The organism is Jannaschia seohaensis, assembly GCF_900116765.1.
Lineage (GTDB): Bacteria > Pseudomonadota > Alphaproteobacteria > Rhodobacterales > Rhodobacteraceae > Jannaschia > Jannaschia seohaensis.
Map to the genome: position 1 here is coordinate 272,367 of NZ_UETC01000003.1, position 18,717 is coordinate 291,083.

An 18,717-nucleotide genomic window follows, 5' to 3' on the forward strand; every position below is an offset into this window, starting at 1 on the left:
CCCGCACGGAACCGGCGTAGCAGACCGGGGGTTACGGCGCGGTTAAGCTTGCCTCGGAAAGCTGCTCCATCGCGGCGACGGTCGCATCGAGCGCGAGCAGGATCGAGGCGTGGCGATTGCGGTAATCGCGCGCCGGCGTCAGCACCTCCAACCCATCGAACGGCGCGTCGGGCACCGGCCCGCCGTCGCGGAGCATGGCGCGGAGCTGATCGCGGGCGGTGCGCACCTCGTCCAGGCTGCGTCCGATCATCACCCGGCCCGAGACCGAGGCCGAGGCCTGCCCGAGCGCGCAGGCTTTCACGTCCTGCGCGTAGTCGGTGATGCGGCCTTCGGCCATGTTCAGAGAGACCGTCACGGTCGAGCCGCAAAGCGGCGACCGCTTGCGAACCGTCGCCTGCGGCGCCTCCAGCGGTTCGGTCGCGGGCATGTCGGCCGCCAGTTCCAGGATGCGGCCGGAATAGAGCTTGATCAGGTCGGCATCGGCCATGGCGGCTTCCTTTCGCTTGGCGCCCTCTTTACGTAGCGATCCGACCCCCAGTTGGAAAGGTGACCGCATGTCCTTCGATCCCGCGACGCTGCGCTATGACGACCGGGGCCTGATCCCCTGCATCGCGCAAGAGGAAGAGACGGGCGAGGTGCTGATGCTGGCCTGGATGAACGCCGAGGCCGTGGCGCGGACCCTGGAGACGCGGCGGGTGACCTATTGGTCGCGGTCGCGCCAGGCGTTCTGGGTCAAGGGCGAGACCTCGGGCCATGTCCAGACGCTGGTCGATCTGCGGGTGGATTGCGACCGCGATTGCCTGCTGGCGGTGGTGCGCCAGACCGGGCCGGCGTGCCATACGGGCCGGCGCGTGTGCTTCTACACCTCGGTCGCGGAGGGTGACGAAGTGGAACTGATGGCGCCGATGGGCTGAGTGGCCGGAGGCTTCAATTCCTTCCTGAACCGCCAAAAGGTCGATGACGTGAAAGCATATCCCGCCGTCTCGTAGCAGGCCCGCGCCGTGCGTTCCGAACTGTGCCATGGCCGTTGAATGCAGCAGGAGGGCGTAGCCGAAAGCGAAGCCCCAGAGCCAGCCGTCAGCCAGATCGCGGCGCAGGGCGTCCGGGTCGGGGCGCGCCGCGTCGGCCGGGCGGAGCGTGCGGGCGCTGTCCTTGGGTCCTCTTGCCGCGTAAACCGCGAGACATCAGCTTTCAGGCTTGAACTGTTAGCGCTAACTATGCATTTGGACCGCGAAGGGAGACATGTCATGCCGCTCGACGCACGAATCGACCGTATCACCGACACGATCCGCGAACGGTCGCACGAAACCCGATCCGCCTATCTGGCCCGGATGCGCGCTCAGGCCGAAGAGGGCCCGCGCCGCGCCCATCTCGACTGCGGCAACCAGGCCCATGCCTATGCCGCCATGGGCGAGCAGAAGGGTGACCTCGTTGCCGACCGGGTGCCCAATATCGGGATCGTCACCGCCTATAACGACATGCTGAGCGCGCATCAGCCGTTCAAGGATTATCCCGACCGCATCAAGGCGGCCGCCCGGGCCGCCGGTGCCACGGCGCAGGTCGCGGGTGGCGTGCCTGCCATGTGTGACGGGGTCACCCAGGGCCAGAAGGGAATGGAGCTCAGCCTCTTTTCCCGTGACGTGATCGCGCTCGCCACCGGCGTAGCGCTCAGCCACAACACCTTCGACTCGGCGCTCTATCTCGGCATCTGCGACAAGATCGTGCCGGGCCTCGTCATCGCCGCCGCGACTTTCGGCTACCTGCCCGGTATCTTCGTGCCCGCCGGTCCCATGACCTCCGGTCTGCCCAATGACGAGAAGGCCAAGGTCCGCCGCGATTTTGCCGAAGGCAAGATCGGGCGGGAGAAGCTGATGGAGGCGGAAATGGCCTCCTATCACGGGCCGGGCACCTGCACCTTCTACGGGACGGCCAACTCCAACCAGATGCTGATGGAGTTCATGGGGCTGCACCTGCCGGGCGCTTCCTTCGTGAATCCGGGCACGCCGCTGCGCGACGCGCTGACCGACGAGGCGGCGCGGCGGGCGACCGAGATCACGGCGCTGGGCAATGCCTATACGCCGGTTTGCGACGTGCTGGACGAGAAGGCTTGGGTGAACGGTCTGGTCGGCCTGATGGCGACCGGCGGCTCGACGAACCTCGTCTTGCATCTTATCGCCATGGCCCGCGCCTCCGGCGTGCAACTGACCTGCGGCGACTTCGATGCCCTCTCCGAGACCACGCCTCTGATGGCGCGCGTCTATCCGAACGGTCTGGCGGACGTGAACCATTTCCACGCGGCGGGCGGGCTGCCCTACATGATCGGCCATCTGCTGGAGGCGGGGCTGCTGCATGAGGACGTGCAGACCGTCGCGGGGCAGGGCCTGTCGGCCTATGCGCAGGAGCCCAAGCTCAAGGACGACCGCCTCGTCTGGGAGCCGGGCCCGCGCGAGAGCCAGAACGAAAAGATCCTGCGCTCGCCGGAGGATCCGTTCCAGCCGACCGGCGGGCTCAAGCAGATGCGCGGCAATCTGGGCCATGGCGTCACCAAGATCAGTGCCGTTGCGCCCGAGCATCACGTGATCGAGGCACCCTGTGCCGTCTTCCACAGCCAGGAAGAGGTGAAGGCCGCCTTCAAGGCCGGAGAGCTGGATCGCGACGTAATCGTCGTGCTGCGCTTCCAGGGGCCGCGTGCCAACGGGATGCCGGAACTGCACGCGCTGACGCCGGCGCTCTCGGTGGTGCAGCAGCGGGGACACAAGGTGGCGCTGGTGACCGATGGGCGCATGTCGGGCGCGTCGGGCAAGGTGCCCTCGGCCATCCATGTCGCGCCCGAGGCGCTGGATGGTGGGCTGCTCGCCAAGCTGCGCGATGGGGACGTGATCCGCTATGACGCGACCGAAGGCGTGCTGGCCTGCCTGACCGAAGGGGTCGAGGCGCGCGAACCCGTCGTGCCGGACCTTTCGGCCAATTCCCACGGGATCGGGCGGGAACTCTTCGAGGTGTTCCGCCAGACCGCCGGCCGCTCGGACCGGGGCGCGGGGGTCGTCGTCTGATCGTTCGATCCTCCTCCACCCCCGTCCCGCCACAGCCATTACGGAGACGCATCATGACCCCAGCCGATCAGTCCCGCGCCGCCCGCGACATCGCCGCCCGCGCGCCCGTCATTCCCGTTCTCGTCCTTGACGATGCTAGCCAGGCCGCGCCGCTGGCCGAGGCGCTGGTGGCGGGCGGCCTGCCTGCCTTGGAGGTGACGCTGCGCACCCCCGCGGCGCTCGATTGCATCCGCGCCATGGCCGCGGTGCCGGGCGGGATCGTCGGAGCCGGGACGCTGCTGACGCCCGAAGACGTGAAGGCGGCCAAGGCCGCGGGCGCGACCTTCGGCGTGTCGCCCGGCGCGACGGACCGGCTGCTGCAAGCCTGCATCGACGAGGATCTGCCGCTGCTGCCCGGCGCGGCCACCGCGACGGAAGCGATGGTGCTGCTGGAGAAGGGCTTCGACATGCTCAAGTTCTTCCCGGCCGAGGCGTCCGGCGGCGCGCCCGCGCTGAAGGCCATCGGCGCGCCGATCCCGCAGATTACCTGGTGCCCGACGGGCGGCGTCAGCCCGGCCAACAAGGACGATTATCTGTCCCTGTCCAACGTGGTCTGCGTTGGCGGCTCCTGGGTCGCGCCCAAGGACAAGATGGCGGCGGGGGATTGGGCCGGGATCGAGGCGCTTGCCCGGGAGGCGGCGGCGCGGTAGCGCGCCGGCGCGGTCGGAGATCCTGGCCGATGGGGCGGGACCGGGGGCCAGCCCCCGGACCCCCGGGATATTGAAGCAGGGAAGAAAGACAGGTGGCGCGTCGGGTCAGAGGCCCAGCTTTTGCGCCACCACCGCGTTGACAGCCTTGGGGTTGGCCTTGCCGCCCGTCGCCTTCATCACCTGGCCCACGAACCAGCCCGCGAGCTTGGGGTTCTGCTGGGCCTTTTCGACCTGGGCGGGGTTGGCGGCGATGATTTCGTCCACGGCGGCCTCGATGGCGCCGGTATCGGTCACCTGCTTCATGCCGCGGGCCTCGACGATCTCCGCCGGGTCGCCGCCTTCGGTATAGACTATCTCGAACAGCTCCTTGGCGATCTTGCCGGAGATGGCGTCCGAGCGGATCAGCTGGATGATGCCGCCCAGCTGCTCGGCTGAGATCGGCGAGGTAGATACGTCCTTCTCATCGACCTTGAGGCGGCCGAAGAGGTCGTTGATGACCCAATTCGCCGCCAGCTTGCCGTCGCCGGCCGCGGCCGCGACGGCCTCGAAATAGGCCGCGTCGGCGGTATCCGCCGTCAGCACCGAGGCGTCATAATCCGAGAGGCCGAAATCGGCCATGAAGCGCGCCTTCTTCTGGTCGGGCAGTTCGGGCAGGTTCTCGGCGATGTCGTCGACCCAGGCTTGCTCGATCTCCAGGGGTAGCAGGTCGGGGCAGGGGAAGTAGCGGTAGTCATGCGCCTCCTCCTTGGAGCGCATGGACCGGGTCTCGCCCTTTTCGACGTCGTAGAGCCGCGTCTCCTGCTCGACCTTTCCGCCCGCCTCCAGGATCGCGATCTGGCGGCGCGCCTCATAGTCGATGGCCTGCTGGATGAAGCGCATCGAGTTCATGTTCTTGATCTCGCAGCGCGTGCCCAGATGGGAGAAGTCCTGGGTCGCCTGATATTTCTCGTAATCGCCCGGCTTGCAGACCGAGACGTTGACGTCCGCCCGCAGGTTGCCGTTCTGCATGTTGCCGTCGCAGGTGCCGAGATAGCGCATGATCTGGCGCAGCTTGACGATATAGGCGGCGGCCTCTTCGGGGCCGCGGATGTCGGGGCGCGAGACGATCTCCATCAGGGCGACGCCGGTGCGGTTGAGATCGACGAAGGACATGGCCGGGTCCATGTCGTGGATCGACTTGCCGGCGTCCTGCTCCAGGTGGATGCGCTCGATCCGGACGGTCCGGGCCGTCCCGTCGCCCATCTCGACCAGCACCTCGCCCTCGCCGACGATCGGGTGGTAGAGTTGGCTGATCTGATAGCCCTGCGGCAGGTCCGGGTAGAAGTAATTCTTGCGGTCGAAGGCGGAGCGCAGATGGATCTCCGCCTTGAGCCCGAGCCCGGTGCGCACCGCCTGGGCCACGCAGAACTCGTTGATGACCGGCAGCATCCCGGGCATGCCCGCGTCCACGAAAGCCACGTTGGAATTAGGCTCCGCGCCGAAGCGGGTGGAGGCGCCGGAGAACAGCTTGGAGTTCGAGGCGACCTGGGCGTGGACTTCCATGCCGATGACCAGCTCCCAGTCGCCTTTCTCTCCGGCGATTACCTTGGGCTTGGGGGCGTCATAGGTCAGGTCGAGCATCGGGGCCTCCATGGACAGTCGACGCCCCGCTTAGACCGGGCGCGCCGGGGCTTCAACGGTCAAGCGCAGATGGGTCCGATGGGCGGGAAAAGGCCGGTTCGGGGACTTCGCGCCCTTGCATGTTTTGTCTGAGGGATCTTGCGGTGATAACCGCCCCGAGAATCAGGCGCCGTCTGCAAACTTGCGGCTGATTCTCACGACCGGCGCGAAGCGATGCCGCTGGGGAGCGGTGTGTGGACGCCCGCACGGTCGAAAGAAGAGACGACACCTGGGGGTGCCTAAATGACGAAACGAACCGTGAGCCCGCTGAAAGCGGCCGCGCTTGTTGCTTTCGGCTGCGTGCTCGGCACGGCGGCCGTTGCCGAACCCATGCCGGTGCCGCGCACCGAGACCTTGACCGTGGCCGCGGTGAGCCGCCTTGTCGATCCGTCCCCTGCCATGTCCTCCGCGCCGGCGGAGACGATCGCTCCGAGCATGTCGGCACGGCCCGTCGTTCGGCCTGCCGCCGCTCATGCCGTGGCCGAAGAACTTCCCGACCTGCGGTGGGACCATGTGGAAGGCGCTTCGCGTTGGACGCGGGCGGCGATGCGCGCGATGGACACCCATGGCCAGCGCTTGATCGAGACCGTGCCGCGCGACATCGCCCAGTGGTGCCCCGCCTATGTCGATGCCGACCGCTGGGGGCGGAAGGCGTTCTGGGCCGGGTTGCTATCGACCCTCTCCAAGCACGAGAGCACCTATCGCCCTCATGCCGTGGGCGGCGGGGGCCTGTGGTACGGTCTGGTCCAGATCCTGCCCGCGACCGCACGGGGCTATGGCTGCCAGGCGCGCACCGGCGAGGCGCTGAAGAACGGCGAGCTGAACATGTCCTGCGCTGTGCGGATCCTCAACGTGACCGTGCCGCGCGACGGCGTGGTGGCACGCGGCTATCGCGGCGTGGCGGCCGATTGGGGGCCGTTCCATTCCACGCGCAAGCGCGAGGACATGCGCCGCTGGCTCAACCGGCAGCCGTTCTGCAACGGGTTGCACAAGTCTGCGCGCCCGGTGGAGCGTCCCGACTGGCTTGGCGATCCGGCGGGCGAAGGAATGGTCGTGCCGATGTTCGTCGCCTGGGAGCTCGACAAGGAGGTCCTGGCCCCGCGCGGGCCGCTCTGGCCAAGCTTCGAGGTCGCGGCGGCCGACGGCTGACGATGACCCCACCGCCGATCCGGGCCGTCCTTTTCGACAAGGACGGCACCTTCACCGATTTCCGCGCCACCTGGGAGACCTGGATGGTCTCCGCCATCCGGGAACTCGCCGACGAGACCGGCGGCGACGCGGATCACTACGCCGGGATCGTCGGGATCGACCTCGCCAGCGGTCGCATCCGCCCCGACGGCCGCTTCGTCACGGCGACCAATGCCGAGACGGCCGCGCATCTGTCGGATGCGCTGGGCTGGCCACTGCCGCGGGTCGAGGCCTGGTGGCGGGCGCGGGTTCATCATGTCGCGCAGGTCGTGGTCACGCCGTTGGACCCCTATCTGGCGGGCTTGCGCGCGCGCGGCCTGGCGCTGGGCGTGCTGACCAATGCCGACGCCGCCGAAGCCCGCAAGCATCTGGGGGAGCTGGGCGCGCTGCCCCATCTCGACCGGGTCATCGCCTGCGACGATGGCTATGGGGCCAAGCCCGATCCCGGTGGCGCGCTTGCCTTTGCCGAGGGTCTGGGCCTCTCTCCGCGGGAGATCGTGCTGGTCGGCGATGGCATGACCGATCTGCGCGCCGCCGCCGGGGCGGGGATGCGCGCGGTGGCGGTGACGACCGGCACGCTGGACCGCGCGGCCCTGGCGCCCCACGCCGAAACGGTGCTGGACGACATCCGCGCCTTGCCCGCCTGGCTCGACGCGCAGACACAGGCGGCCTGATCCGCGCCGAAAGCGACATTCCCCGTCGCAACGCGCCAAGTTCCGCCCCCCAACCGCGCCCATCCTGAACGGAACAGGAGGGGCTTATGGACGGAATTGACATCACCGCACCGCGCCGTCGCCGCGCCGGGGGACGGAGGGGCCATGCCGAACGCGCCGGGACAGCCGTGCACGAGCAGATGCCCTTTCGCCAACCTCGGAACCCCGATCCGCCCGTCGAGCCCCTCGATGCCGAGGGCGTGCAGGCCATTCACCGGGGCGTCCTGCGGATCCTTTCCGAGATCGGGATCGAGTTCCTGAACCCCGAGGCGCTGGGCCATCTCAAGGCGGCCGGCTGCCGGGTCGAGGGGACGAATGTGCGCATGGACGCCGATTTCGTGACCGAGATGCTGTCCCGCGCGCCCGCATCCTTCACCCTCACGCCGCGCAACCCGGCCCATGCCTTGCGTGTGGGCGAGGGCTACATGGCCTTCGGCAATGTCTCCAGCCCGCCGAACTACTGGGACATCCATACGCGCAAGCAATCGGGCTCCATGCTCCGGTTCCGCGACCTGATGAAGCTCACGCAGCACTTCAATTGCATCCATTTCGCCGGCGGCTATCCGGTCGAGCCGATCGAGATCCATGCCTCGGTCCGCCATCTGGACTGCCTGTTCGAAAAGCTCACCCTGTCGGACAAGGTGATGCACGCCTATTCGCTGGGCCGCGAGCGGGTCGAGGACGTGATGGAGATGGTCCGCATCGCGGGCGGGCTGACCCATGAGGAGTTCGAGGCTCAGCCTCGGATGTACACCAACATCAACTCCGTCAGCCCGCTCAAGCACGACTTCCCGATGCTGGAGGGCGCGATGCTGCACGCGCGGCGGGGCCAGCCGGTGATCGTGACGCCCTTTACGCTGGCCGGGGCCATGGCGCCGGTGACGATGGCGGGGGCCGTGACGCTGAGCCTCGCGGAGGGGATCGCGGCCATCTCGCTGCTGCAATGGATCGCGCCGGGCTGTCCGGTGGTGATCGGCACCTTCACCTCCAATGTAGACATGAAGTCCGGCGCGCCCGCCTTCGGTACGCCGGAATATATGCGCGCGACGCAGATGACGGGGCAGATGGCGCGATTCTACGGGCTGCCGGTGCGGTCTTCCGGCGTCTGCGCGGCCAATGTCCCCGACGGACAGGCCATGTGGGAGACGGGGCAGTCGCTCTGGGCGGCGGTGCAATCCGGATCGAATTTCGTCTATCACGCGGCGGGCTGGCTGGAGGGTGGGCTGATCGCCAGCCCCGAGAAATTCGTGATGGATTGCGAGGTTTTGCAGCAGATCCAGCGCTATTTCGACCCTGCGCTCTGGGCCACCACCGAGGAGGATATCGCCGTCGATGCCGTGCGCGCGGTGGGGCCCGAGGGGCACTATTTTGGCACGCCGCACACCCAGGAGCGCTATCAGACCGCGTTCTACCAGCCTTTCCTGTCCGACTGGCGCAACTGGGAGGCCTGGGACGCCGCCGGCGCCATCTGGACGGCGGAGCGGGCCTATACCCTCTCCCGCAGGATCATCGACGCTTTCGAGGCGCCACCCATGGACCCGGCGATCCGCGAGGAGCTCTCGGAGTTCGTCGCCCGCCGCAAGCGCGAGGGCGGCGCGCCGACCGACTTCTGATCCGCGCCGGGGGCGCAGCCTTAACGGCTTATCAAGACCTGTCGGGCAAAGCAGAGCGACCCGTTCCCGTTGCGCGGTTCCGATGCATGGCATGATCTGCAAATCTCTGGAGGCGTTCCTGATCTCCAGCCACGGCCCCGACCTGTGGGAACGGGTGCGCCGAATGGCCGGCTTGCGGGAGCCGTGCTTCGAGACGATGCGCTGCTATGACGATGCCGTCTTCGCGCGGGTTCTGACGGCCGCCGCCACACTGCTGGACCAGCCCGAGACCGGCGTCATGGAGGATGTCGGCACCTTCATCTGCACCCATCCGCCGCTGGAGGCCGTGCGCCGCCTGTTCCGCTTCTGCGGTGAAACGTTTCGCGATTTTCTATACTCCTTGGACGAGATCGACGCGCGCGCGCGCATGGCGCTGCCCGATTTGACCCTGCCGAGTTTCAGCCTGCATCCGGTGGGCGAAGACCGCTATGAGGTGCGCTCCCATTGGTCGCATCCGGGGGCCAGCGGCGTGCTGACCGGCGTTTTGCGCGTTCTCGCCAGCGAATACGGCGCCCTGGTGCTCATCGACGAAGGGGAGCGTTGGCCCGAGGACGGGGGATGGAGCGAGTCGATCTCCGTCCGCCTCTTCGAGGAGCATTTTCATGAGCCGACGGCCTTCGCGCTGTCGGGCGCCTGATGCGGCTGTCGATCGAAAGCGATCTGCTGGACGCGCTGGTGCCGTTTCATCTGCTGATGGATCGGGCGGGCCGGATCGCCAATGTCGGGCGCAGCTTCGAGCGGATCGCCCCGGGGGCGCGGGGCCGGTCGCTGTTCGATGTGATCGACCTGCGCCGTCCGGCCGGGATCGCGACTGCGGCGGATCTGCGCGCGCATATCGGTGAGCGGCTGGATCTGCGCCTCACGGAGGAACGGAACGTCCCCCCGGGCCGCGCCCCGACCCGGATGCGCGGCGTCGTCTATCCGGTGGGGACCGAGTGGCTGCTGCTGGTGCCCTATTTCGGGGCCGATATCGCCGAAGCGGTGGCCCGTCATGGGCTGACCGCCCGGGATCTGGCGGAGTTCGACCTGACCGTCGAGGTGCTGTTCCTGCTGGAGGCCCGCCGCGTCGTCCTTGCCGAGCATGCGCGCCAGGACGATCAACTGCGCCGCGCCCGCAGCGAGGCCGAGCGGCAGGCGATCACCGACAAGCTGACCGGTCTCAGCAACCGCCGGGCGCTGGACCGGCGCCTGGGCGAACTATCCGATCCCGAGGGGCCGCCTTTCGGGCTGATGCATCTCGACTTGGATTACTTCAAGGCGATCAACGACCGGCTGGGCCATGCCGCCGGCGATTTCGTCCTGGCCGAGGTCGGCCGCATCCTCGCCCGCCAGGTCCGCGATGGGGACATGGTCGCGCGCGTGGGCGGGGATGAGTTCATGATCCTGCTGGAGGGCTGCACCGATCTCGCACTGATGCAGGCCATTGCCGTGCGCATCATCTCCGAACTCGAGCATCCGATCCTCTACCAGGGCTGCGAATGCCGGATCTCCGGCAGTATCGGGATCACCCTGTCGGAGTTCTACGACCGTCTCGACCCCGACCAGTTGATCGGAGATCTCGATACGGCGCTCTATGCCTCCAAAAATCAGGGCCGGGCGCGCTACAATGTCGCCCGTCCCACCGCGATCGAGCCGGGGAGCGCCCACTGACAGAATTGCGCGGCCCCCGTGACGGCTCGCCCGCGGCCCGCAATCGGCCCAGGCCCCGGGGCGTCAGAGGGCCGCGATCCGGTCCAGGGTCGCCTGCGCGACCTCGACGCCGTGCCGGAGCGCTGCGTCCCGCTTGGTTCGCCGCCCGTCGCCCGGCAGACGCGCGCCCGGCGCGGCGCGCACCGCGCCGACCAGCGCGTCGATCTGCGTGCGGGCCGCCGCGCCGCCGCTGGCCTCTGGGTCGATGGCAAGAAAGAACTGTCCGGTCCGCGGCGGCCCGCCGACCGGCCCCGAAAAGGGCGAGGCGTCCCGTCCGAGCACCGCTCCGGTCATCGCCGCCGCCATCGTCTCGACGATCAGCGCCAGCCCGACCCCCTTATAGCCCCCCGCCGGCGCCATCGAGCCCTTGAGCCCAAGCTCCGGGTCTGTGGTCGGCCGGCCCTCGGGGTCCAGCGCCCAGCCCTCGGGGATGGGCTTCCCTTCGCGCGCGTGCTTCATGACTTCCGACTTGGCGATGGCGCTGGCCGATTGGTCGATCAGCAGCGCCGTGCCGCCTGCGCCGTCCGGCACGGCGAGCGAGATCGGATTGGTGCCCACCACCGGCGTTCGCCCGCCGGAGGGTGCGATGGAGGCGGGCGCATTGGTGAAGCCCAACGCCGTCAGCCCCGCTTCCGCCAAGCGCCGCGTGTGCAGGCCGAGCACGCCGCAGTTATAGCTCTCGCGGATCGCGAGTGCCGCGATGCCGTTCGTGCGGGCCGCGTCGATCAGCGATGGAAAGCCGGCGGCGATCGCGGGGTGGGCAAATCCCGTCGCCGCGTCGACCCGCACCATCCCCGGCGCCGCCATCTCCACCACGGGCACGGCCGCGCCATCGACCTTGCCGCAGCGGACATGCTCGCAATAGACCGGGATATAGGCCAGCCCATGGCTTGCGATGCCCTCGGCCTCGGTCTCGGCGGTGGCCTTCGCCAGCGGGCGGGCATTGGCCGCGGTGGTGCCCGCAGCGGTCAAGGCGTCGAAGGCCAGGTCTTCGATCTCGGTCAGGGTGAGGACGGGCATGGGGTCTCCTTCATTCGCCCGCGCCCAGGCGGCGCGAGGCGTCGGTGGCGGGGGCATAGGTGCGCTGGGCCAGCGCTTCGAGCCGGGTGAGCGCGTCGGGCGAGACGTCGGCGCGGAAGATCGGCGGGGTCGGCGCGGGGGCGTCGTCGCAGGGCGCGAGGCGCAGATCCTGCGTGCCGCGCCAGTCGCCAGTGAGGTGCAGCGCCTCCGGGGCGACGTGCGCCACGCCATGGCCGGACACGCGCATGGGCCGGCCGGTGCCCGCGGCGAAGGGCAAAACGAGGAGCGGCACGCGGACCCGTTCCAGCCGGAGGCCCGCAAGGCCGGGGAGCGCCGCCAGATCGCCGGCCACCGCCCCGGCGCGCAGCGCGCAGAGCGGCCCCTCCGCCCAAAGCCGATCCCCCTCCAGCCGGGGCGCGGCGGTCTCCGACGCGAGCAGCGCGTCGAGCGCGTCCAGTGCCGGCTGCCCCCGCATCGCCAGCCACCGGACGGCGCGGGCGGCCTCGGTGGCGAGGCCCCAGTCATACCCGGCGCCGCGGGTTGCCTTGCGCGCCAGCGCTGCGGCTTCGTTCAGCGACAGCTCCGTCATGCCGCGGGCGGATAGACCCAGAGATCGGCCATCTCTGTGGTCAGCGCCTCGGGGGTCGGGGCGCCGGCGAACATGCAGATGCGCAGCCAGCGGTCCGAGCGCGGGTCGAACCGGGTCGCGCCGAAAAAGCTGAGCTTGGCCCGCAGCATGTCGATGGGCTGCATGGCGGCTGCCAGGGTGTTGTCGCGGATCTCGCCATAGGGCGCGCGGGCGATCAGTTGGGCGCGGCGGATGGCGGCGCGGTGCTCAGGCGCGTCCAGCAGCAGATGCGCGACAGGCCCGTCGTCCGGCTGGCCGTCGATCACAGACCAGAGCCGCGCGGCGTCCCGCGCCGGGGCCAACGGCTGCTCCCAGGCGTCCAGCGGCTCGGTCGCGCGTTCGCCCAGGCGCGGTTCCTGTTTTTCGGCGGAGACATACCAGAGGCGGGCGCAGGTCTCCGGCGCGTCCCAGTCGAGATCGAGCGCGGGGCCGTAGATCTCCCGCAGGAGGGTCCGCAGTCGGCCGACCGGCATGCCCGCGTCGAGCGGCTCGGCCCCGTCCTCGGCGCAGGCCATGCCCGTCGCCAGCGGATCGACGATCTCCGGATAGGGCTCCAGGATCAGGGAGTGGATCAGCTCGCTCGCCTCGGGCGAGAGCCGGGCGGCTAGTCGGCACAGCGCGTCCCAGGGAGCGGGGCCGGCCAGGAGACCCGGTTGGCGCGAGAGCCAGGCAAGATCGCGCCGAAGCTGTGTGACCCGGCGGGCTTGCCGTGGATGGACCGTCGTCCAGCGGGCGAGATCGGCGCGGGCGCGGTCCAGCAGGTCAAGAAACAGGGCGCGCGCCTCGGGCGCGGCTTCGGGCAGGGCGCGGATGCGGGCGATCGCCGTCTCGCGCGCGGCGATCCAGTTGTGGATCAAGCCCGGGTGGTTGACCAGGAAGGGGGCCATGCCCAGCCCGGTCGAATTGCCGATGCCAAGCGCGGTGGCCAGCGCGTCGTGAAGGCGGGGCGCGGTGGGGTTGCGGGTCCGCGCCGCGTGCTCGGCCAGGTCACGGACGAAGGCGCGGATCAGGTAGACCGTGAGCATCTCGGCCTGGAAGGGCGCGGCCAGTTCCGGCCGGTCGGCATAGCTCTCCCGGTCGGCCGCGCCGAACTTGCCGGAGCCGTAGACCGCCGTGGTGCGCATCAGATAGCCGATCTCGGCCAGCCGCGCCGCGTCCGGCTGCCGCCCCGCCGCGAGCGCGCCGACGACCATCTCCCAGGCCCGCGTGGAACGGTTCGCCCGGCTCAGCGTGAGTGACCTTGCATCGACGCGCCCGGCCTCCTGCAACGGGACATTCCGGGCCAGGCGAGCGATGTCGGCGGCGTCCGGCACGCCGTCGAACAAGGTGAAGGTCGCGTCCCAAGCCTCTGCAATCACACGATCCGTGCGCTTCTCGTCAGGCAGGTCGTGGGCGAAGGCCACCAGGGAATAGGTCCGCTTGGGGCCGGTCGCGGTATAGACGGCATGGCCCACCCCGTCCGTCCCGATCTCCCAGACGGGGCGGGCGAAGCGCCAGGCCTCCGACGCCATCCGGCGCGTCAGCTGCCGCATGAAGCTCAGCCGCGTCTGGTGGAAGCAGCCCAGGCGCTCCAGCCGCATCACCTCGGACGGAGGGCGCAGCGCGATCACGCAGGCACCAGCGCGTCCGCCCAGAAGCGATACCAGTTGCCGCCCATCAGCCCGTCGACCTCCTGCTCGGAGAAGCCCACGGCCCGCAGGCCCGTGGCGAGCCCCGGGAAGTCCCGATTGTCCGTGAACCAGTCCGGCTGGGGCGGAAAGCCCGGCGCGTCGGCGGAGCCCTCGCCGTAATCCACTGCCTTGGTCCAGCGCCCGGTCCGCATCCATTCGACGACGCTGTCCGGCTGGCCCTGGCACAGATCCGACCCGATCCCGAGCCGATCGGCGCCATAGGCTTCGGCCGTCCGCGCGACCATTTCGCAGAAGCTCTCCAGCGTGCAATCCGACCCGTCCTTCAGGTGATGCGGGTAGAGCGAAAAGCCCAGCATCCCGCCCGCCCCTGTTACGGCCCGGATCACGTCGTCGGACTTGTTGCGCAGCGCCGGATGCCAGGCGGCGGGGTTGGCATGGGTGATGGCGATGGGCCGGGTCGAGTGCTCCGCCGCCTCGATGGTGGAGCGGTCGCCGGAATGGCTCATGTCGATCAGGATGCCGAGGCGGTTCATCTCCGCCACGACCTCGCGGCCCATGCGGGTCAGGCCGGTGTCGTCGTCCTCATAGCAGCCCGAGGCCAGCAGCGACTGGTTGTTATAGGTCAGCTGCATCACCCGCGCGCCCAGATCGCGCCAGACCTGGAGCAGGCCGATATCGTCCTCGATGGGCGACGGGTTTTGAAAGCCGAAAAGGATGCCGGTGCGCCCCGTCTCCCGCGCCCGGTCGATATCCGACACGTCGCGGGCATGCAGGATGAGATCGCCGTGGCGCTCGAACATGCGGTGCCACGCCTCGACGTTGAGCACGGTTTCGCGAAAGCTCTCGTGATAGGCGATGGTGACGTGGACGGCATCCAGGCCGCCCTCGCGCATCTGCTCAAAGACGGGGCGGGACCAGTTGCAGTATTGCAGGGCGTCGATGCGCGGGCGGTCGATCATGGGCGCAGGTTGGAGGGCCACCTGCGGACCTGTCAATCGGGGGCTTGCGCTTGCGGAGGGGGGCGTCACCATCCGAACCCGATGGCGCTGCGATTCATTCACACGGCCGATCTGCATTTGGGCAAGAGCTTCGGCGGCTATGCCGAGGCCGACCGGCTGCGCGTGGCGCGCCGGGCGGTGGTCGCGCGGCTGACGGCCGCCGCGCGGGAGGCGGGGGCGCACGACATCCTGGTCGCGGGCGATCTGTTCGAGACGCCGAACCCCTCGGCGGCTACTTGGCGGCAGGCTGTGGCCGAGATGGCGGAGGCGGCGGACCTGACCTGGTGGCTGCTGCCGGGCAACCACGACAACCTGCGCGAAGGCCGCGCCACCTGGGAGGGGATCGCGGCGCTGGGCCATGGGAACCTTCGGGTGTTGGACCGGCCCGAGCCGGTCGAGATGCGCCCGGGGGCCGTGCTGCTGCCGGCCCCGGTCGCCTCCCGGCGCGGGATCGACGACCCGACCGCCTGGATGGATGCTTGCGAGACGCCGCCGGACGCGCTGCGCATCGGCTTGGCTCATGGGCCGGTTCGCAGCTTCGGCGAGGGCGAGGGGGCGGAGGTGATCGCGCCCGACCGCGACCGGCGCGCGCGGCTGGACTATCTCGCGCTCGGCGACTGGCACGGCATGATCGACCTGTCGGAGCGGACCCGCTATAGCGGCGCGCCCGAGCGCACCGATTTCCGCCATGCGGGGCCGGGTGTCTGCCTCTCGGTCGAGGTCTCCGAACCCGGAACCACGCCGAAGGTGACGCCGATTCAGACCGGGGTTTTCGACTGGCGCCGCCTCGTGCTCGACCTCGTGCCGCAGGATGACAGCTGCGCGCGCCTGGACGCGGTCTTGCCCGAGAGCGCGCGCCGAGACGTCATGCTGCAGATCGAGGCGCGGGGGCGCGTCCCGTTGCGCGAGGCGTCGGCGCTCGCCGCCTATGCGGCCGCGCTCGCCCCCGATTTCGCTCATTTCGAACTCCGCGACGCCGCCCTCGCCACCGAGGTCGAGGCCGTCGATCTGGACGCCATCGCCCCCGCGGGCGCGTTGCGCCAGGCTGGGGACGCGCTCGTGGCGCGCGCCGAAGATCCCGCCCTGTCGGAGCGGGAGCGCGCCGTTGCCGCCGCCGCGCTCCGGCGCCTGCATGGGCTGGCGGCGCAATGAAGCTCCGCCGGATCCGTCTGGAGAACGTGCGCCGCTTCTCCGAACCGGTCGAGATCGGTCCCCTGAGCGATGGCGTGTCGCTGCTCTGCGAGCCCAACGAGGCGGGCAAGTCGACGCTGTTCGACGCGCTCCATGCGCTGTTCTTCCAGCGCCACACGGGCTGGCCGAAAGAGGTGCAGGGGCTGCAACCGCGCTCCGGCGGCAAGGTCGCAGTCGGTTGCGAGATGGAGATCGACGGCGTTTCCTGGCGGCTCAGGAAGCAATGGCAGAAAGGCAGTGGCGGGGAGGCGCGACTCTGGCGCGATGGGGCGCTGGAGGCGCAGGGCGATGCGGTCGAGGACTGGCTGCACGCGCGCATCACCGGGGCGCAGGGCGGGCCTGCGGGCTTGCTCTGGGTTCGGCAGGGGCGCGTGCGGGTGGATGTCGACAAGCGCGACAAGGCCGCCTCGGCGGAGGAGCAGGACGCGCGCCGGGATCTGCTGACCGCGATCTCGGGGGCGATGGACGACGTGACGGGAGGCGAGCGTATGGACCGGGCCCTGTCCGACGTCACGGCGGAGCTTGCCGCGCTGGAGACGAAGCGGGGCGCCAAGGCAGGGGGCGCCTGGGCCGAGGCGGAGGCGTCCGTTGCGCACTGGGACGCCCGCCGGGAGGAGTTGCGCGCGCAGGTGGCCATGTTCCGCGAGGCGCTGGACGAGATGCGTCGGACCGGCGTTGATTTGGCGGCGCTCGAGGATGAGGGCGCCGAGGCGGAGCGGCGCCGCAAACTGGCCGAGGCTGCTATGGCCTTGGAGGCGGCGCGCCGCCACGCGGATCGGGTTGCCGGCGCGGAGGCCACGGCGCGGCTCGCTCGGCGCGAGTTGGAGGCGGGGACGCAGGCGCTGGCGCGGGACCGCGCGGCGCGGGCGGACCTCGCGGAGGCTACGGAGGCGGAGGCGCGGCTCGCTGCGGCCACGGAGGCCGCTGGCGCCCGCGCCGACAGCGGCGCCAGCGCGATCGCGGAGGCGGAGCGCGCGGCCGCTCTGGCGGGGGAGTCCGCCCGCGCGGCCGAGGACCGGCTCAATGCGGCGCGCAAGCGCGCCGCTGCCATGGCCGCGGCCGACACCCGCGCCCGCCTTTCCGTGCAACTCGACCGGGCCGATGCTGCCGAGGACGCGCGAATCGCTGCGGCCGCCCGTGCGGCGCAGGGGCCCGACGCGCGCCGCTTGGCCGAGGTCGAGGGACTACTGCAACGGCGCGATGCCCAGCGCGCGCTCCGCGCCGCCGCGGCGCCGACGGTGACTTTCGAGGGCGCGCCGGACGGCGCCGTGACGCTGGACGGCCAGCCCTTGGAGCCGGGGCAGGCCGTATCCCTGTCCACCCATGCCGAGATCGGTCTCGCTGGCCTCGGCCGTTTGCGGATCGCAGTGCCCGAGACCGGCGGATCTGCCTTGGCGGAGGCGGAGGCCGCGCTGCGGCGCGCCCTCTCGGAGGGAGACTGGCCCGATATCGAAGCGTTGCGCCGCGCGGCCCGCGCGGCGGCGGACGCGGCGAACGAAGCGGAGGCGCAGCGGCGCACGCGCGAGGCCTTGGCGCCCGACGGGATCGCGGCACTGCGGGAGGCCTTGGCGCGGCTGCCGCAGCCGATCTCCGCCGATGAGGAAGAGGAATTCCAGGATCTCGCGGACCTGGAGGCGGCCGCCGATGCCGCCCGGGCGGAGGCCGAAGCCGGCGAGCAAGCCGCCGCGCGGGCGCGCGCGGCGGGCGAAGCCGCCCGGATCGCCGCGGCGGAGGCGGCGGCGGAGCTTCGGGCCGCCCGCTCCCGCCTGGAGACCGCTCGGCGTGCCGTCGCGGAACTCCCCGACCCGCCCACCGATCTCGAAGCCCGCGAAGCGGCTCTGGCCGAGGCGGAGGCCGTCCATGACGCGCTTTTGGCCGAAGCTCCCGACCTGGAAGCGACCGAAGCCCGGCACGCACGACTTCTGTCCATGGCGGAACAGCGACAGCGGCAGATCGCCACGCTGCGCGAGACCCGCGCGCGCCTGCGGGAACGAATCGACCAGGGGGGCGAGGCGGGGCTGGAAGAGGCGCTGGCCGAGGCGGAGACGCGCGCTGAGGACGCAAGGGCGGGGCTGGACCGGATTCTCTTCGAACGCGACACGCTGCGTTGCCTGCGGGATGCCTTGCAGGAGGCGCGCAGCGAGGCACGGGACGCCTATTTCGCCCCCGTCGCGCGGGAGTTGCGGCCGCTCCTGGCCGATCTCTGGGGCGAGGCGGAGCTGGAGTGGTCCGAGGACACCCTGCTGCCCGTTGCGCTGCGCCGCCGGGGCGCGGAGGAGCCGCTCGACATCCTCTCGGGCGGCACCCAGGAACAGATTGCCTTTCTCGTCCGCCTCGCCTTCGCGCGGCTGCTGGCGCGGGCCGGGCGGCCGGCGCCGCTGATTCTGGACGACGCCTTGGTCTATTCCGACGACGATCGCATCGAGAAGATGTTTGACGCGCTCCACCGGGCGGCGGGGGATATCCAGATCCTGGTGCTGAGCTGCCGCCAGAGGGCCTTCACGCGGCTCGGCGCGCCGCAGGTTCGGTTCGAACCGGTCTGATCCGAAACCCCGCACGCGACCGCGAACACGGCGGTGACGCTCGCTTTGACATTTTCGATTAGA

At 70.2% G+C, this 18,717-nt stretch carries 16 protein-coding genes; 10 read left to right on the forward strand and 6 right to left on the reverse strand.

Annotation, left to right across the window (positions count from 1 at the left end; translation table 11 throughout):
• Window positions 1–31 precede the first annotated feature (31 nt).
• Entirely contained in the window at window positions 32–487 is a 456-nt protein-coding gene (locus tag DTQ71_RS09210; protein WP_109564006.1) for an iron-sulfur cluster assembly scaffold protein, read from the reverse strand.
• A 67-nt stretch (window positions 488–554) separates the two neighbouring features.
• Between DTQ71_RS09210 and hisI the strand changes: the two genes are divergently transcribed.
• From hisI to eda, 3 genes are all read left to right on the forward strand, one after another.
• Window positions 555–914, forward strand: a complete 360-nt coding sequence (gene hisI, locus DTQ71_RS09215; RefSeq protein WP_109564007.1) for a phosphoribosyl-AMP cyclohydrolase — start codon at window positions 555–557, stop codon at window positions 912–914.
• A 333-nt stretch (window positions 915–1,247) separates the two neighbouring features.
• Entirely contained in the window at window positions 1,248–3,053 is a 1,806-nt protein-coding gene (gene edd, locus DTQ71_RS09220; protein WP_109564008.1) for a phosphogluconate dehydratase, read from the forward strand.
• A gap of 53 nt (window positions 3,054–3,106) precedes the next feature.
• Window positions 3,107–3,742: a bifunctional 4-hydroxy-2-oxoglutarate aldolase/2-dehydro-3-deoxy-phosphogluconate aldolase gene (gene eda / locus DTQ71_RS09225; RefSeq protein WP_109564009.1), complete on the forward strand. Its 636-nt coding sequence runs from the start codon at window positions 3,107–3,109 to the stop codon at window positions 3,740–3,742.
• Window positions 3,743–3,847: 105 nt separating this feature from the next.
• Here the strand turns inward: eda and gatB are convergent, their stop codons facing one another.
• Window positions 3,848–5,362, reverse strand: a complete 1,515-nt coding sequence (gene gatB, locus DTQ71_RS09230) for an Asp-tRNA(Asn)/Glu-tRNA(Gln) amidotransferase subunit GatB (RefSeq protein WP_109564010.1) — start codon at window positions 5,360–5,362, stop codon at window positions 3,848–3,850.
• Window positions 5,363–5,644: 282 nt separating this feature from the next.
• On the opposite strand from gatB, the gene DTQ71_RS09235 reads away from it, so the two are divergent.
• The 5 genes from DTQ71_RS09235 (at window position 5,645) to DTQ71_RS09255 (ending at window position 10,604) form a co-directional block, all read left to right on the forward strand.
• Entirely contained in the window at window positions 5,645–6,550 is a 906-nt protein-coding gene (locus DTQ71_RS09235; protein WP_245947369.1) for a transglycosylase SLT domain-containing protein, read from the forward strand.
• 2 nt (window positions 6,551–6,552) lie between these two features.
• On the forward strand, window positions 6,553–7,263 hold the full coding sequence (locus DTQ71_RS09240) for an HAD family hydrolase (RefSeq protein WP_109564011.1): 711 nt from the start codon (window positions 6,553–6,555) through the stop codon (window positions 7,261–7,263).
• Between the two features lie 86 nt (window positions 7,264–7,349).
• Window positions 7,350–8,915 carry a trimethylamine methyltransferase family protein gene (locus DTQ71_RS09245; protein ID WP_109564012.1) on the forward strand — a complete coding sequence of 522 codons (1,566 nt, stop codon included), beginning with the start codon at window positions 7,350–7,352 and terminating at the stop codon, window positions 8,913–8,915.
• A 91-nt stretch (window positions 8,916–9,006) separates the two neighbouring features.
• Window positions 9,007–9,591, forward strand: coding sequence for a heme NO-binding domain-containing protein (locus DTQ71_RS09250; protein ID WP_170125378.1), 585 nt, complete (start codon window positions 9,007–9,009; stop codon window positions 9,589–9,591).
• On the forward strand, window positions 9,591–10,604 hold the full coding sequence (locus DTQ71_RS09255; protein WP_109564014.1) for a GGDEF domain-containing protein: 1,014 nt from the start codon (window positions 9,591–9,593) through the stop codon (window positions 10,602–10,604). Before DTQ71_RS09250 ends, DTQ71_RS09255 begins: the two co-directional genes overlap by 1 nt.
• Window positions 10,605–10,667: 63 nt before the next feature.
• On the opposite strand, the gene DTQ71_RS09260 is transcribed toward DTQ71_RS09255, so the two are convergent.
• From DTQ71_RS09260 to DTQ71_RS09275, 4 genes are read right to left on the reverse strand one after another with little or no spacing between them, the layout of a single operon-like run.
• Window positions 10,668–11,663 carry an Ldh family oxidoreductase gene (locus tag DTQ71_RS09260; protein ID WP_109564015.1) on the reverse strand — a complete coding sequence of 332 codons (996 nt, stop codon included), beginning with the start codon at window positions 11,661–11,663 and terminating at the stop codon, window positions 10,668–10,670.
• Between the two features lie 10 nt (window positions 11,664–11,673).
• Entirely contained in the window at window positions 11,674–12,252 is a 579-nt protein-coding gene (locus DTQ71_RS09265; RefSeq protein ID WP_109564016.1) for a DUF3726 domain-containing protein, read from the reverse strand.
• The gene (locus DTQ71_RS09270; RefSeq protein WP_109564184.1) at window positions 12,249–13,871 is read right to left on the reverse strand and encodes a hypothetical protein; all 1,623 of its coding nucleotides are present in this window, start codon (window positions 13,869–13,871) and stop codon (window positions 12,249–12,251) included. The genes DTQ71_RS09265 and DTQ71_RS09270 overlap by 4 nt, the downstream gene beginning before the upstream one ends.
• A 26-nt stretch (window positions 13,872–13,897) precedes the next feature.
• Window positions 13,898–14,881, reverse strand: coding sequence for a membrane dipeptidase (locus DTQ71_RS09275; protein ID WP_172500048.1), 984 nt, complete (start codon window positions 14,879–14,881; stop codon window positions 13,898–13,900).
• A gap of 81 nt (window positions 14,882–14,962) precedes the next feature.
• Here DTQ71_RS09275 and DTQ71_RS09280 point away from each other — a divergent pair, with 81 nt between their 5' ends.
• Window positions 14,963–16,072: a metallophosphoesterase family protein gene (locus tag DTQ71_RS09280; RefSeq protein ID WP_109564017.1), complete on the forward strand. Its 1,110-nt coding sequence runs from the start codon at window positions 14,963–14,965 to the stop codon at window positions 16,070–16,072.
• Complete coding sequence (locus DTQ71_RS09285; protein WP_109564018.1) at window positions 16,069–18,654, forward strand: AAA family ATPase; 2,586 nt, start codon at window positions 16,069–16,071, stop codon at window positions 18,652–18,654. The genes DTQ71_RS09280 and DTQ71_RS09285 overlap by 4 nt, the downstream gene beginning before the upstream one ends.
• The last annotated feature ends 63 nt before the right edge of the window (window positions 18,655–18,717 follow it).